17 protein-coding genes are annotated in these 14966 nt (G+C 70.9%); 11 read left to right on the top strand and 6 right to left on the bottom strand.

What is annotated here, in order from left to right; genetic code table 11:
* Positions 1-79: 79 nt before the first annotated feature.
* The 9 genes from Q0863_RS11910 to greB all read left to right on the top strand — a co-directional run bounded on the left by Q0863_RS11910 (position 80) and on the right by greB (position 7600).
* Positions 80-1579, top strand: a complete 1500-nt coding sequence (locus Q0863_RS11910) for a helicase HerA-like domain-containing protein (RefSeq protein WP_298578102.1) — start codon at positions 80-82, stop codon at positions 1577-1579.
* A 131-nt stretch (positions 1580-1710) separates the two neighbouring features.
* A complete protein-coding gene (pxpB, locus tag Q0863_RS11905; protein ID WP_298578101.1) occupies positions 1711-2448 on the top strand; it encodes a 5-oxoprolinase subunit PxpB in 738 nt (245 codons plus the stop codon).
* The gene (locus Q0863_RS11900) at positions 2441-3412 is read left to right on the top strand and encodes a biotin-dependent carboxyltransferase family protein (protein ID WP_298578100.1); all 972 of its coding nucleotides are present in this window, start codon (positions 2441-2443) and stop codon (positions 3410-3412) included. The genes pxpB and Q0863_RS11900 overlap by 8 nt, the downstream gene beginning before the upstream one ends.
* On the top strand, positions 3409-4173 hold the full coding sequence (locus Q0863_RS11895; protein ID WP_298578099.1) for a 5-oxoprolinase subunit PxpA: 765 nt from the start codon (positions 3409-3411) through the stop codon (positions 4171-4173). Before Q0863_RS11900 ends, Q0863_RS11895 begins: the two co-directional genes overlap by 4 nt.
* Positions 4170-4892, top strand: a complete 723-nt coding sequence (locus Q0863_RS11890; protein ID WP_298578098.1) for a DUF969 domain-containing protein — start codon at positions 4170-4172, stop codon at positions 4890-4892. Before Q0863_RS11895 ends, Q0863_RS11890 begins: the two co-directional genes overlap by 4 nt.
* A complete protein-coding gene (locus Q0863_RS11885) occupies positions 4889-5842 on the top strand; it encodes a DUF979 domain-containing protein (protein WP_298578097.1) in 954 nt (317 codons plus the stop codon). The genes Q0863_RS11890 and Q0863_RS11885 overlap by 4 nt, the downstream gene beginning before the upstream one ends.
* Positions 5842-6504, top strand: coding sequence for a pyroglutamyl-peptidase I (gene pcp / locus Q0863_RS11880; protein WP_298578096.1), 663 nt, complete (start codon positions 5842-5844; stop codon positions 6502-6504). Before Q0863_RS11885 ends, pcp begins: the two co-directional genes overlap by 1 nt.
* 74 nt (positions 6505-6578) lie before the next feature.
* On the top strand, positions 6579-7088 hold the full coding sequence (locus Q0863_RS11875) for a copper resistance protein NlpE (protein WP_298578095.1): 510 nt from the start codon (positions 6579-6581) through the stop codon (positions 7086-7088).
* A gap of 11 nt (positions 7089-7099) precedes the next feature.
* Positions 7100-7600, top strand: coding sequence for a transcription elongation factor GreB (gene greB / locus Q0863_RS11870; protein ID WP_298578094.1), 501 nt, complete (start codon positions 7100-7102; stop codon positions 7598-7600).
* 13 nt (positions 7601-7613) lie between these two features.
* Here greB and Q0863_RS11865 read toward each other — a convergent pair whose 3' ends face one another.
* Both Q0863_RS11865 and rimO read right to left on the bottom strand, forming a co-directional pair.
* A complete protein-coding gene (locus Q0863_RS11865; RefSeq protein ID WP_298578093.1) occupies positions 7614-8033 on the bottom strand; it encodes a low affinity iron permease family protein in 420 nt (139 codons plus the stop codon).
* 56 nt (positions 8034-8089) lie between these two features.
* Positions 8090-9454, bottom strand: coding sequence for a 30S ribosomal protein S12 methylthiotransferase RimO (gene rimO, locus Q0863_RS11860; RefSeq protein ID WP_298578092.1), 1365 nt, complete (start codon positions 9452-9454; stop codon positions 8090-8092).
* A gap of 100 nt (positions 9455-9554) precedes the next feature.
* On the opposite strand from rimO, the gene Q0863_RS11855 reads away from it, so the two are divergent.
* Together Q0863_RS11855 and Q0863_RS11850 are read left to right on the top strand one after the other, a co-directional pair.
* Positions 9555-10229 carry a dienelactone hydrolase family protein gene (locus Q0863_RS11855; protein ID WP_298578091.1) on the top strand — a complete coding sequence of 225 codons (675 nt, stop codon included), beginning with the start codon at positions 9555-9557 and terminating at the stop codon, positions 10227-10229.
* A 12-nt stretch (positions 10230-10241) separates the two neighbouring features.
* On the top strand, positions 10242-10670 hold the full coding sequence (locus Q0863_RS11850) for an HIT family protein (protein WP_298578090.1): 429 nt from the start codon (positions 10242-10244) through the stop codon (positions 10668-10670).
* A 205-nt stretch (positions 10671-10875) separates the two neighbouring features.
* Here the strand turns inward: Q0863_RS11850 and Q0863_RS11845 are convergent, their stop codons facing one another.
* The 4 genes from Q0863_RS11845 to Q0863_RS11830 all read right to left on the bottom strand — a co-directional run bounded on the left by Q0863_RS11845 (position 10876) and on the right by Q0863_RS11830 (position 14743).
* Positions 10876-11376, bottom strand: coding sequence for an RDD family protein (locus tag Q0863_RS11845; RefSeq protein WP_298578089.1), 501 nt, complete (start codon positions 11374-11376; stop codon positions 10876-10878).
* Between the two features lie 64 nt (positions 11377-11440).
* A complete protein-coding gene (dcd, locus tag Q0863_RS11840; protein ID WP_298578088.1) occupies positions 11441-12013 on the bottom strand; it encodes a dCTP deaminase in 573 nt (190 codons plus the stop codon).
* A gap of 235 nt (positions 12014-12248) precedes the next feature.
* On the bottom strand, positions 12249-13100 hold the full coding sequence (gene apbC / locus Q0863_RS11835; RefSeq protein WP_298578087.1) for an iron-sulfur cluster carrier protein ApbC: 852 nt from the start codon (positions 13098-13100) through the stop codon (positions 12249-12251).
* An 11-nt stretch (positions 13101-13111) separates the two neighbouring features.
* Entirely contained in the window at positions 13112-14743 is a 1632-nt protein-coding gene (locus Q0863_RS11830) for a sulfotransferase (protein ID WP_298578085.1), read from the bottom strand.
* Positions 14744-14966 lie beyond the last annotated feature (223 nt).

The following is a 14966-nucleotide window of genomic DNA, read 5'->3' as shown; positions in this document are numbered from 1 at the left end:
GCTGCGGGTGCGCCCCCGGCGTGGGGGGCGCCGCGCAGGGCTAGAATCGCCACAATCGATCGGGGACACGGACACGCGCATGCAGCCCATTCTTGTCGGCAGGGCCATCACCACCGGCGACGGCGCCCAGGTTCACCTGCTGCCGCGCTACGGCAACCGCCACGGCCTGGTGGCCGGGGCCACCGGCACCGGCAAGACGGTCACCCTGATGACCCTGGCCGAAGGCTTCTCGCGCATCGGCGTGCCGGTGTTCATGGCCGACGTGAAGGGCGACGTGGCTGGCCTGGCCGTGCCCGGCACCCTGAACGAGAAGCTGCAGGCACGCGCCGCGCAGATCGGCGTGGAGGGATATGCGGCCGAGGGCAGCCCGGTCGTGTTCTGGGACCTGTACGGCAAGCTCGGCCACCCGGTGCGCACCACGGTCAGCGAGATGGGCCCGACCCTCCTCGGCCGCATCCTCGAACTCAACGACACCCAGTCGGGCGTGCTCGACATCGTGTTCAAGCTGGCCGACGACCGCGGCCTGCTGCTGCTCGACCTGGCCGACCTGCGCGCCCTGCTCAACCTCGTCGCCGAGGAGCGCAAGGCCGTGTCCACCGAGTACGGCCTGGTCAGTCCGCAATCGATCGGCGCCATCCAGCGCGCCCTGCTGCGGCTGGAGCAGGAAGGCGGCGACCACGTGTTCGGCGAACCGGCGCTGGAGCTGTCCGACCTGATGCGCACCACGCCAGATGGCCGCGGCGTGATCGGCATCCTCGCCGCCGACCAGTTGGTGCTCAAGCCGCGCCTGTATTCGAGTTTCCTGCTGTGGCTGCTGTCGGAACTGTTCGAGCACCTGCCCGAAGTCGGCGACCTCGACAAGCCAAGGCTCGTGTTTGTCTTCGACGAGGCGCACCTGCTGTTCGACGATGCGCCTGCCGCGCTGCGCCAGCGCATCGAACAGGTGGTGCGCATCATCCGCTCCAAGGGCGTGGGCGTGTACTTCTGCTCGCAGTTCCCCGACGACGTGCCCGACGAGATCCTCGGCCAGCTCGGCAACCGCGTGCAGCACGCGCTGCGCGCCTTCACCCCGCGCGACCAGAAGGCGGTGCGGACCGCGGCCGAGACCTTCGTCGCCAATCCGGCGCTGGACGTGGTGCAGGCCCTGTCGCGGCTGGGCACCGGCGAGGCGCTGGTGTCGACGCTGCAGGACAAGGGCATTCCCATGGCGGTCGAACACACCCTGGTCGCGCCGCCGCGCTGCCGCATGGGCGCGATCACCGAGTCCGAGCGGGCGCAGGTGCGCGCGAACAGCCCGGTCGGCGGCAAGTACGACAAGGCCGTGGACCGCGAGTCGGCGGCCGAGCTGCTGGCCGCGCGTGCGCAGGCGGCCACGGGGGCAGCGGCATCGCCGCCGGCGCGCGGCCGCGGCGAAGCGGAACAGGAAGGCGGATTCGGCAAGGCGGTCCGCGACGTGCTGTTCGGCACCGGCCGGCGCCAGGGCGTGCTCGAGGCCTCCGGCAAGCAGGCCGCGCGCACCATCACCAACCAGATCGTGCGCGGCATCCTGGGCGGCCTGCTGGGCGGCAGGAAGCGCTGAAGCGGGGCGCCGTCCTTCGATGAGGCCGTTCCGGACATCGCAAGCTGCAGCGACGGGACGCGCGGCCGGCCCGCCTGCAAGCGCGACGCCTGTCCTCGCCACCGTCCGGCCAGCGCGTCGTTGAGCCGGCCATGGCCCTCGCCCTGAACGCCGCATCCTGGACGCTGGAGGCGCTCGGTGAAGAGGCCGTGCTGCTGCGCCTGGGCGCGCGCATCGACCCGCAGCTCAATCGCGAGGTACACGCACTGGCGGCGCGCATCGACGCGATACGGCCGCCGTGGTTGCACGACATCGTGCCGGCCTATGCGGCGCTCGCGCTGTTCGTCGATCCGGCGCATGCGCAGGCGCGCGACCGCCTCGCGCTGGACCTGGTCGGCGACTGGCTGGCGCGGCTGGCCGAAGAGGCAGGCACCGCCGCGCGCGCGGACGTGACCGCCGTGGAGATCCCGGTCTGCTACGACCGCGCCTGCGCGCCCGACCTCGATGCCGTCGCCCGCCAAGCCGGCATCGCCGCGGACGAGGTGGTGGCCCGCCACAGCGCCGGCGACTACACCGTGGCCATGATCGGCTTCGCACCGGGCTTTCCTTACCTGCTGGGCCTGGACCCGGTCCTGGCCACGCCGCGCCATGCCACGCCGCGGGTGCGCGTCCCTGCCGGCAGCGTCGGCATCGGCGGCAGCCAGACCGGCATCTATCCCGGCGACAGTCCCGGCGGCTGGCAGCTGATCGGGCGCACGCCGCGGCGTCTGTTCGATCCGCATCGCGATCCGCCCAGCCTGCTGCGCCCCGGCCAGCCGGTGCGTTTCGTTGCCGTGACGCTGGCCGAGTACCGGCGGCTGGATCCGGGCGCGGTGGTGGCGCATGGCTAGCGACATCATCGATGTCGAGTCCGCCGGCCTGCTGACCACGGTGCAGGGCGCGCCACGGCATGGCCTGCGCCATCTCGGCGTGGCCAGCGGCGGCGCAGTCGATCCCTGGGCGCATGCGCTGGCCAACCTGCTGGTCGGCAACGAGGCCGGCAGCGCCACGCTGGAGATCAGCCTCGCCGGTCCCACACTGCACTTCGCGCGCGCGGCGCGCATCGCGATCTGCGGCGCCGGCATCGACGCGCGGGCAGGCGGCGTGGCCCTCCCCGGCAATCGTCCGGTGGACCTGCCGGCCGGCACCCGCCTCGTCCTGGGCGCCTGTCGCGACGGCGCGCGCAGCTATCTGGCGATCGCCGGGGGTTTGCAGGTCCCAGCGGTGCTCGGCAGCGCCAGCACGGACCTGCGCGGCGGTTTCGGCGGCGTCGACGGGCGCGCGCTGCGCGCCGGCGACCGGCTGGCGATCGCGGCGCATCCGGGTTCGCGCGCCCGCCGCCTGCAGGTGGCGCCCTGGTGGATCGACGCCAATCCCCTGCCCTACGTCCATCCGCCGGGCGAACCCTGCACGATCCGCCTACTGCCCGGCGCCGACGCCGTCGAAGGACTCGCCAACACCACCTGGCAGGTGGACGCGCGCAGCAACCGCCAGGGCCTGCGCCTGCAGGGGCCGCCGCTGGCCCTGGCGGACGGGCCGGAACGCATTTCCGAACCGGTCGCGCCCGGCACCGTGCAGCTGCCGCCGGACGGCTGCCCGATCGTGCTGCTGGCCGACGCCCAGACCCACGGCGGCTACCCGTGCGTCGGCCACGTGCCGCGCGCCGATTTTCCGCTGCTGGCGCAGATGCGGCCCGGTGCGCGGCTGCGCTTCCTGCCCTGCACGCCGGCCGAGGCCCGCCAGGCCAATGCCGAACAGCGCCAGCGCCTGCACCGCATCGCCCTGGCGATCGACGCGAGGATCCGCTCGCCATGAGCGCGCGCATCGACTTCAACTGCGACCTCGGCGAAGGCTGCGGCGACGACGCGGCCATCGTGCCCTGCATCAGTTCGGCCAGCATCGCCACCGGCGGCCACGCCGGCGACACGTCGAGCATGCGCGAGGCCATCGCGCTGTGCCTGCGCCACGGCGTGGCCATCGGCGCCCATCCCTCGTTCGTCGACCGCGAGCATTTCGGCCGGCGCGAACTGCCGCTGCCGGCGGACGGGGTGTACACCCTGGTCCGCGAGCAGGTCGGCCTGCTGTCGGCGCTGTGCGTGCAGGCCGGCGCCGGCCTCGCCCACGTCAAGCCGCATGGCGCGCTGTACAACCTGGCCGCGCGCGACGCGTCGGTCGCCGCGGCGGTCGCGCAGGCCGTGCGCGACAGCGGCGAAGGCCTGCACCTGTACGCCCTGGCCGGCTCGCAGCTGGCGCAGGCGGGCAGGCGGCTCGGCCTGCCGGTGGCCGAGGAAGTGTTCGCCGAGCGCGCCTACGCCGCCGACGGCAGCCTGGTCCCGCGCAGCCAGCCCGGCGCGGTGCTCGAACGGCTGGACGATGCGCTGGCGCAGGTGCGCACCATGCTGCGGACCGGCCACGTGCGCGCGATCGACGGCCAGGCCGTGCCGATCTGTGCCGACACGCTGTGCCTGCACGGCGACCGGCCCGACGCCGCGGCGTTCGCCGCCGCCCTGCGCGATGCGCTGCGCAGCGACGGCCTCGCCATCCTGCCGCCCGGCGCCCGGGGACCGGCCCGATGAGCTACTGGCCACTGCTCGGCATCGCCCTGGTCGTGGCCGGCTTCGCGCTGCGCCTCAACCCCGCCCTGATCGTGGTGGCCGCGGGCCTGGTCACCGGCCTGGTCTCCGGGCGCACGCCGCTGCAGGTGCTGGAGCTGCTGGGCGAGGCGTTCACCAAGCAGCGCTACCTGACGGTGTTCCTGCTGACCCTGCCGGTGATCGGCCTGCTCGAACGCCACGGCCTGAAGGAGCACGCGCAGGCCTGGATCCGGCGCCTGCGCGGGGCCACCGCCGGCCGCCTGCTGATCGCCTACCTCGGCGCGCGCCAGATCGCCTCGGCGCTGGGCTTGACCAGCCTGGGCGGACATCCGCAGACGGTGCGCCCGCTGCTGGCGCCGATGGCCGAGGCCGCCGCGGAAGCGCGCCACGGGCCGCTGCCGGAAGACAGCCGCGAGCGCCTGAAGGCGCTGTCGGCGGCGACCGACAACGTCGGCCTGTTCTTCGGCGAGGACATCTTCATCGCCTTCGGCGCCGTGCTGCTGATGCAGGGCTTCTATGCCGAACACGGCATCGTGCTGGAGCCGCTGCACATCGCGCTGTGGGGGATTCCGACCGCGTTGTGCGCCTTCCTCATCCACGGCTGGCGGCTGGCGCGGCTCGACCGGCGCCTGCAGCGCGAGGCCGCGGCCATCGGCGCACGCGGCGGCGCCGCGGCGCGCGGCCCGGGAGAGGCCAGATGATCGACCTGCAGTGGATCTACTGGCTGGTCGGCGGCTACCTGCTGTGGAGCGCGCTGCGCGCCGTGCGCGACCGCAGCAATCCGCGTCGCCTGGCCAACGGCCTGTTCTGGGGCCTGGTGGCGGCGACGATGCTGGCGGCAGATCGCATGCCCGCGGCGGTGGTCGGCGGCATCGTGGTCGCGCTCGCCTGCCTGGCCGGCTTCGGCGGGCTGGGCCGTGGGCGATGCGACGAAGGCACGCCGGCCGCGCGCGAGGCTTCGGCGCGGCGCCTGGGCAACCGGCTGTTCTTCCCGGCGCTGCTGATCCCGCTGGTGGCGGTGCTGGTCGCGGTCCCGCTGGCGGACCTGCAGGTCGGCGGCATGCGCGTGTTCGGCGCGCAGCTCACCACCCTGGTGGGCCTGGGCGTGGCCTGCGTGGTGGCGGTGGCCGCCGCGCTGCTGATGACGCGCAGCGCGCCGGCTGCGGCGATCGAGCAGTCGCGACGGCTGCTGGATGCGATCGGCTGGGCCGCGCTGCTGCCGCTGCTGCTGGCCACGCTGGGCAGCGTGTTCGCCGCCACCGGCGTGGGCGACGCGGTGGCCGGACTGATCCGCATGCTGATCCCGGTGGAGAACCGCTTCGTCGTGGTGCTGGCCTATGCGCTGGGCATGGCCGCCTTCACCATGGTCATGGGCAACGCCTTCGCCGCGTTCCCGGTGATGACCGCCGGGATCGGACTGCCGCTGCTGGTACAGATGCACGGCGCCGATGCCGCCTCGCTCGCGGCGATCGGCATGCTGTCGGGCTACTGCGGCACGCTGCTCACGCCGATGGCGGCCAACTTCAACCTCGTGCCGGCCGCCCTGCTGGAGCTGCGCGATCCCAATGCGGTGATCCGCCAGCAGGTCGCCACCGCGCTGCCGCTGCTGGCGTGCAATATCGCGCTGATGTACCTGATCGTATTCCGCTGATGATCCGCGCAGCCAACCCGCCCACCGTGCTGCTGACCGGCTTCGAGCCGTTCGACGGCGACGACACCAACCCCAGCCAGGCGGTGGTGCGTGCCCTGGACGGGTGGATGCTTGCCGGGCACCGCATCGTCGGACGCGAGTTGCCGGTGGTCTTCGGCCAGTCGCTGCAGGCGCTGCGGCGCGCGATCCGGCAGACCCGGCCGGCGCTGGTGGTCTGCCTGGGCCAGGCGGGCGGGCGCGCGGGCCTCTCGCTCGAACGCATCGCCATCAACGTCGACGACGCGCGCATTCCGGACAACGCCGGCGCGCAGCCGGTGGACACGCCGGTCGTGGGCGGCGGTCCCGCGGCCTATTTCACCGGCCTGCCGGTCAAGGCGATGCGGATGGCGCTGGACGCCGCCGGCATCCCGGCCTCGGTCTCGCAGACCGCCGGCACCTTCGTCTGCAACCACGTGTTCTACGGCCTGATGCATGCGCTGCGGCGGCGCAAGGGCGTGCGCGGCGGCTTCATCCACGTGCCCTGGTCGGAAGAACAGGCCGCACGGCATCCTGGCGAACCCGGGATGCCGGTGGCCACCATGGCCGAGGGCGTGCGCATCGCGCTGGAGGCCGCGCTGGCCCATCCGGTCGACCTGCCGGTTCCGGGCGGGGCCGAACACTAGTGCGAAGGCCCGGTCTCCGCCAGGTTCAGGCTGCTGCCCTATCCTTGGGGCCCCCGACACGACAGGAGTCCGTCATGCGAACGTCCACCTGCCTGCCGCCCGTCCTGCTGGCGCTGGCGCTCGCCGCCTGCACGCCGTCGCCAGCGCCTCCCGCCGCGCCAGCCGCCAGCGATGCCGACAAGGCCGCGGAGGCCGCCCCGGCCGATCCATTGCTGGCCGGCACCGACGCCAGCGCCGTGATCCGCCACGACGCCACCGACCCCGCCGGTTTCGACCGCAAGGCCTTCGCCGGCACGTTCGCCGGCATCCTGCCCTGCGCGGACTGCCCGGGCGTCGAAACCTCGCTCGAGGTCCGCGCCGACGGCAGCTACGCCCTGTCCGAGACCCGCCGTGGCGAAGACGCCGCCCGCAGCAGTGGCACCTGGACCATCGATGCCGACGGCACCCGCCTGCTGCTCGATCCCGACAGCAAGGAGGCCCCGGATCGCCGATTCGACCTCGTCTCCCGCGACGAGGTCCGCGCGCTGGATGCGGACGGCTCCCCGCTCGCGGGCGACGGCAACACCAGCCTGCGCCGCAACTGAGGGACAACTGCTTGGGTCGCTGGCGTCCGCCCGCCGAGAAGAGCACCGCCCTGGTCACCGCGCTGGGCCACGCGCGGCTGAAGGCCGAACTCGACACGCTGTGGCGGCTCAAGCGTCCCGAGGTGGTGCGCGCGCTGGCCGCAGCCGCGGCCGAGGGCGACCGTTCCGAGAACGCCGAGTACAGCTACCGCAAGAAGCAGTTGGGCGAGATCGACCGGCGCGTCCGCTACCTCAGCAAGCGCCTGGAAACACTGCGGGTGGTGGAGGGCGCGCCCTCCGATCCGCAGGCGGTGTTCTTCGGCGCGCACGTGGAGGTCGAGAACCTCGCCAGCGGCGAGACCACCCGCTACCGCATCGTCGGCCCCGACGAGACCGACGCCGGGCTCGGCTGGATCAGCATCGATTCCCCGCTCGCCCGCGCCATGCTGAAGAAGCGCGCGGACGACGAGTTCGAAGCGCAGTTGCCCGGCGGGCCGGTGCGTTTCGCCATCCTCGACGTGCGCTACGGCTGAAGCGAGGGCGGGCTCAGCCGCGCCCGGTGCCGTCCTTCCCGGAAAGATCGTCGAACACCTCGCCGCGCTCGCGCGCCTGCTGCGCCAGCAGGATGTAGCGGGCACGGAAGGCGTCGATCTCGCGGTCTTCCAGCTCCTCCAGGTCGAGCAGCGCATTGTGCGCGTTGTGCGTGGCGCGGATCAGTTCGTCGAGCTTGATCTGCATCGCCTCGGTATCCCGGTTCTGCGTGTTCTGGATCAGGAACACCATGAGAAAGGTGATGATGGTGGTCCCGGTATTGATCATCAGTTGCCAGGTGTCGCTGAAGCCGAAGACCGGCCCGGTGAGGGCCCAGGCCAGAATCACCCCGACGGCGATCGCGAAGCTCAGCGAGCGGGCGGTGAAGCGCGAAGCTGACCGCGCCAACCTGGTGAACACTCGATCGCCGATCATGGTGCGCCCCCGGGAACGGATGGGCGCGAGTATCGCAAAGGCGCGCGGCCGGCGCCTCAGCGCAGCACGTGCAGCGCGGGGACAGCCTCCCCGTACAGGTCGTGCTCGTCGCTGCCCATGATCTCGACGTCGACGAAATCGCCCGGCTGCAGTCCGGCCTCCAGGCCGTTCTGGACCTGCACCACGCCATCGATCTCCGGCGCATCGGCCATGGTGCGCGCGATGGCCAGGTCGCCATCGACCACGTCCACCAGGCAACGCTGCACGCTGCCGACCCTGGCTTCGAGCTTCTGCGCGGAGATCTCCGCCTGCACTTCCATGAAGCGCGCCAGCCGCTCCTGCTTCACCTCCTCGGCCACCGGGTCGGGCAGCGCGTTCGCACCCGCGCCGTCCACCGGCGAATAGGCGAAGGCGCCGACGCGGTCGAGCCGTACCTCGCGCAGGAACTCCAGCAGCTCCTCGAACTCGGCTTCCGTCTCGCCCGGGAAGCCGACGATGAAGGTGCTGCGGATCGCCAGCTCCGGGCAGATCGCGCGCCAGCGGGCGATGCGCTCGCGCACCTTGTCCACGGCGCCCGGCCGCTTCATCAGCCTGAGGATGCGCGGGCTGGCGTGCTGGAACGGGATGTCGAGGTAGGGCAGCAGCCGGCCCTGCGCCATCAGCGGGATGATGTCGTCGACGTGCGGGTACGGGTACACGTAGTGCAGGCGCGTCCACACGCCCAGCTCCGACAGTCCCTCGCACAGCGCCTTCATCCGCGTCTGGTACGCCTTTCCGCGCCATTCGCGCTCGGCGTAGCGCACGTCGACGCCGTAGGCGGACGTGTCCTGCGAGATCACCAGCAGTTCCTTCACCCCGCCGCGAACGACCAGGCGTTCGGCCTCGCGCAGCACCTCGTCGACCGGCCGCGAGACCAGGTCGCCGCGCATCGAGGGGATGATGCAGAAGCTGCAGCGGTGGTTGCAGCCCTCGGAAATCTTGAGGTAGGCGTAGTGCTTCGGCGTCAGCTTGACGCCGACGTCGTCCTGCGCGGCGCGGCGCGGCAGCAGGTCCACGAACGGATCGTGCCTGGGCGGCAGCGCCCGGTGCACCGCGCCCATCACGGTGTCGTAGTCCTGCGGCCCGCTGATCGACAGTACGTCCGGGAACTGCTCGCGGATCATCTCCGAGCGCTTGCCCAGGCAGCCGGTGACGATGACCTTGCCGTTTTCCGCCATGGCCTCGCCGATCGCGTCCAGCGATTCGGCCACCGCCGAGTCGATGAAGCCGCAGGTGTTGACCACCACCACGTCGGCATCGTCGTAGCTGGGCACCAGGTCGTAGCCCTCGACGCGGAGCTGGGTGAGGATGCGTTCGGAGTCGACCAGCGCCTTGGGGCAGCCGAGACTGACGAAACCGACCTTGGGGTTGGCTGCGGACATGGGAATACGTGGAAGACGGGGAGAGGCGACGCCGTCGGCGTCACGGGGCGCGAATTATAGCGTCGGCTAGAATCCGCCCGACTGCCGCCGGGAGAGCGCCATGGGCCGCGACATCGTCATCCAGACCGGGAGCGGTCCCGTCGACGCCTGGCGCTCGGATCCGCCCGACCACGCCGCCGCGCTGGGCGGGATCGTGGTGCTGCAGGAGATCTTCGGGGTCAACGAGCACATCCGCAGCGTCGTCGAGGGCTATGCCGCCTCGGGCTATGTGGCGCTGGCCCCCGCCCTGTTCGATCCGGTGGCGCGCAACGTCGAGCTGGGCTATGACGAGGCCGGATTCGCCCGGGGTCGCGAACTGGTGGCGGAACTGGGCATGGAGCGGGCGGTGGAGACCACCCGCGCGGCCGCCGAGGCGCTGCGCCGCGAGGGGCTGAAGGTCGCCGCGGTCGGCTTCTGCTGGGGCGGCAGCCTGGCCCTGCTCGCCAACACGCGCCTGGGCCTGCCGGCCGTGGCCTATTACGGCGCGCGGTCGCGGCCTTACCTGGGGGAGGCGCTGCGTGCGCCGATGCTGTTCCACTTCGGCGCCGACGACCAGAGCACGCCGCCCGAGGACGTCCAGGCCCATCGCGATGCCTGGCCCGACGCCGAGGTCCACGTGTACCCCGGCGCCGGGCACGCCTTCAACCGCGACGTCGACCCCCGCCACTTCCACCCCGAGAGCGCCGCACTGGCGCGCAAGCGCACGATGGCCTTCCTCGAAGCCGCGCTGCGCTGAAGGAGTCACACGATGGCCAGGCACCAAGAGCCGGCACCCTACGAACTGCATCCGCAGCTCGCCGCCGACACCCATCCGCTGGCGACGCTGGACCTGTGCGACCTGCGCTTGGTGGACGATGCCAACTATCCCTGGCTGGTGCTGGTGCCGCGCATCGCCGGCGCGCGCGAAATGGTCGATCTGGACGCGGCCCAGCGCCACCTGCTCACCGACGAGATCGACCGCGCGGCACGGGTGCTGCGCGCCGGCTTCCGGCCGTTCAAGCTCAACGTCGCCGCGCTCGGCAACCTCGTGCCGCAGCTGCACGTGCACGTCATCGCCCGCTTCGAGGACGACCCGGCGTGGCCGGCGCCGGTCTGGGGACGCGTCGCCGCGCGTCCCTACTCGCCGGAGAGGCTGGTCGAGCGGATCCGGCTGCTGGAGGAGGCCCTGCAGGCCTGAGTCCGGACGCGGGCACGGCGAAAAGCCGCCATCCCAGGGGCCATCAGCATCTCGGCAGCACAGCGTCTTCCGCCTGTTGTCGGTGGATCACCCGACCTGCGGTCGCTCGAACCTCCGCATGCGGTGGCGAAATGCCACCGCCTCACCAAAGGCACGCGGCCGCATGCACCACCCTGCACGGCGGTGCACGCGCGCCGGGCAGGCCTCAGCCGCCCTTGACCACCTGGGTGCCGGCGATCAGGTCGTGGCCGCAGCGACGGTCGCTGCGGAAGATCAGCAGCACGTTGACCAGGGCCAGCACGGTCCCGACCAGCGGCACGTTGCTCACCACCTGCACGGGCAGGTAGCGCAGCGCGATCAGCCGTCCGACCGGCGGCTTGGCACCGTCCATGTCGACGATCCGGATGCCCAGCACGCGCTTGCCCCAGGTCTGGCCGTTGGCGTTGAGCGGGTAAAACTGCACGGCGACGAATACCGCCAGGCCCACTACCGCCCACATCAGCGTGGTCAGGAACGGCACCTGTCCTTCGGCGGCCATCGCCACCTGCCAGTAACCGCCCACGAACATCAGCGGCAGCATGATCGCCAGCAGAATGATGGTATCGATGATCGCCGCACCCAGCCGCTGGCCAAGGCCGGCAAGGTTGGTTTCGCCCAGGTCGGCGACGACGGCTTCCGGGCTGCCGTAGGGATTCTGCTCGTTCATGGCTTGCGTTCTTTCCTTGGGTGGACGGATCTGGACTGACGGGGCGGGCGCGACGGCCCGGTTTTCAGGTGCGCGGCAAGGTCACGCCGCGCTGTCCCTGGTACTTGCCGCCACGGTCGCGATACGAGGTCTCGCAGACGTCGTCGGCGTCGGACTGGAAGAACAGCATCTGCGCCACGCCCTCGTTGGCGTAGATCCGCGCCGGCAGCGGCGTGGTGTTGCTGAACTCGAGCGTGACGTGGCCTTCCCATTCGGGTTCCAGCGGGGTCACGTTGACGATGATCCCGCAGCGCGCATAGGTGCTCTTGCCCAGGCACACCACCAGCGTGTCGCGCGGGATGCGGAAGTACTCGACCGTGCGCGCCAGCGCGAAGGAGTTGGGCGGGATGATGCACTCGTCGGCTTCGATGTCGACGAAGCTCTTGGGATCGAAATGCTTGGGGTCGACGATCGTCGAGTTGATGTTGGTGAACACCTTGAACTCGCGCGAGCAGCGCACGTCGTAGCCGTAGCTCGAGGTGCCGTAGCTGACGATGCGTCCGCCCTGCGCCTCCTTCACCTGGCCAGCCTCGTAGGGCTCGATCATGCCGTGCTGTTCCGACATCCGCCGGATCCAGCGGTCGCTCTTGATGCTCATGCGCGGTTCCCTGCGGCCGATGCGGCCGATCGCCGCATTGTAGGGGGGTTCCCGGATCGCAGGAAACGTCGCGGGGATCCGTCGGCGTGCCCCGGGGACCCCTCGGCCTGCACGCCGAGGGGTCGCGGCCTGCGGCCCGGCCGAACGGCGCTGGGGCGTCGACTTCGCGTATGCACTTGCCCGGAGGGTGGAACCGGCACGTGCTGCGTCGAGCAGTACCGCGCCGCCTTCGCGCCTACAGCAGCGATGCGGAGATGCTGCGCGGGGCGCGCGGACGCTTCCCCAGTTCCTCGACCAGGCGCCGCGCCGTGGCGCGATACGCGGCCGCCGCCGCCGAATCGGGGGCCGAGGCCACGATCGGCACGCCCGCATCGCCCTGCTCGCGGATGCCGATCTCCAACGGCAACGATCCCAGCAGCGGCACACCGTACTGCGACGCCATGCGCTCGCCGCCGCCCTGGCCGAACAGGTGCTCCACGTGCCCGCAGTTCGAGCACACGTGCTGGGCCATGTTCTCCACCAGCCCGAGCACCGCCACGTCCACCTTCTCGAACATGCGCAGCGCCTTGCGCGCATCCAGCGTGGCCACGTCCTGCGGCGTGGTCACCACCACCGCACCGGCGACCGGGATCTTCTGCGCCAGGGTCAACTGGATGTCGCCGGTCCCCGGCGGCAGGTCGACGATCAGGTAGTCCAGTCCGTCCTCCCCTCCCCAGCGCGTGTCGTTGAGCAACTGGGTGAGCGCCGAGGTCGCCATCGGCCCGCGCCAGATCATCGGCGTGTCCTGGTCGACCAGCAGCCCGATCGACATCGCCTCGATCCCGTGCGCCCGCATCGGCAGGATCGACTTGCCGTCCGGACTCTCCGGCTTGCCCGACAGCCCCAGCATCGTGGGGATGCTGGGGCCGTAGACATCGGCATCGAGCACGCCCACGCGCGCGCCATCGGCGGCCAGCGCGAGGGCGAGGTTGACGGAAGTGGTTGATTTTCCTACGCCGCCCTTGCCGGAACCGATGGCAATGAGATTGTTGATCCTGGTCAACGGCGAAAGCTTTGGCTGGACCGCCCTGGGGAGCACCCTGTGCATGGATCGATCTGTCATGGCGCGACTCCGCTGTCGGTTGACCGGGTGCCCGTCTGCCGGCACGGGATGCCACCCAATTCGAGGCGCTCGATCAGCGGCCCAAGCCGCTCGACGTGGCGGCGCGAACTGTTCACCGACCGGGCGTGCACCGGTTCGCGTACCTGGGCCGCACTCGCAGTAGAGAACGCCATCCGGTCATCAGGCACCGCAACGGCTTCCGGCTTCCACTCCAGGCCGCACCATTCGTATATCCGCTGGGACTCCCGCTCCGGATTGGACACCAGCGCTTCGTATTCCACGTCCAGGATCGCGCCCGGCATCACCTCGTGCCAGTGCCGCATCATGTCCCGGTAGGCAAGGTAGTAGTCAGCCAGTTCCCGCTGATCATAGGAAAACTCGTAGGCGCTGAAGAACAGCGTCTTGAATACTGCGTAACAGGTGTCGAGCGGGTCCCTGGAAAGATGGATGATCTTCGCCTCCGGAAGCGCCTTATGGATCATTCCGCAGTACATGAAGTTGGTGGGTAGCTTGTCGATGAAGGTTTCGCTGCCTCCCGCCATCTGCCGCGCCCCCTGCATGTAGCGGCGGCCAAGGGCTTCATAATCGATCCGCAGCGCGGCCCGTGTCGGCGACAGGCTCGGCTCGCGCCGTCGGACCTGTTCGACCGCACCCGTCAGGTGGAAGCCGAAATCCAGCAGCTCCCCGGCATCCGCCAGTCTTCCCGACTGCATCAGCATGCGCTGCACCAGCGTGGTCCCGGTGCGTGGCATGCCCACGATGAAAATCGCGCCCGGTTCGGCATGGCCGGCGCCTGCGGCAGCCATCGCCTCAGCGTCCATGGCTTCGCAGATCTCCCGCAATCCGGCGGTCACGCCGGCGACGTCGTAGCGGATGCTGTCGCGCTTCTTCCTGGCGCCCGCCTCCAGCGCCTCGAAGGACTCAGCGTGCCGTCCCAGGTCCTCCAGTTCCTTCGCCAGCGCATACAGCGCGGCGGCTTCGTTCTCCTGCTTCTGGAAGCCGCGCGCCAGGCGCGCCCGGATGTCCTCGCAGTGATCGCGGCCGGGCTCCTGCCGCCGCAGGACGGAGCGCAGGTAGATCGCGGTGCCGGCCTGCGGTGACCCGGCAAGCAGCGTTTCGAGGTCCGATTCGGCGCCTGACGGATCCCCGGCGTAGAAGCGCGCCAGCGCCAGCTGGTACCGCCAGTCCGGCCGATCCTCGTGGCGCAAGGCACGTTCATAGCATTCGATGGCGTCCGCAAGTCGGTTGTGCAGGTAATTGAGCCGCGCGACCTGCCAGAAGACGAGGCCGGGCCTGTCATCCTCCACCGCCTGCCCCAGGATCCGGCCGGTCAGTTCCGGGATCTCGTCGCGGCGCAGTGACGCGGACAGCAGCCAGGCCTTCTTGATCTTGTGGCGGGCGCCGGAGTCCACCGCGATCGCCTGGTCGATCCACCCAAGGGCCTCGGGCAGCTCCCCTGCCGCCTGACAGGCATCGGCGAGGTAGGCGAACAGGCGCGGATTGCCGCTTGCCGTTTGCAGCAGGCCCCGCCCGTAAGCGACCGCATCGGCGAATCGTCCTGCACGGAGCATGGCGATTCCGGGTCCGAGATCGGGTTCCAGCGGGTTGGCGGCAGCCTGCGCTTGCATCGGGTGCCCTGGCAGTGGGAGCGAGCCGCACAGTGTAGCGTCCGGCCAGCGAGCACCCCGCCGGCAACGGGGAAGGGTCGCCGACTGCCATCTTCGGATGTCAACTTTGTGTCATTTTTGCGTTAAAACGATGAGCTTTCAGCTGAAATTTAGTGTTAGCATCGGCCGCACGGAGGGGGTTCCGCAGCAGCATCCGGCCCCGCTCGGCCCATAAGTGCCTGAT

Source organism: uncultured Luteimonas sp. (assembly GCF_947492465.1).
GTDB lineage: Bacteria > Pseudomonadota > Gammaproteobacteria > Xanthomonadales > Xanthomonadaceae > Luteimonas.
Note: the sequence above shows the minus strand (reverse complement) of the source record. Positions and strands in the feature narration are given on the sequence as shown.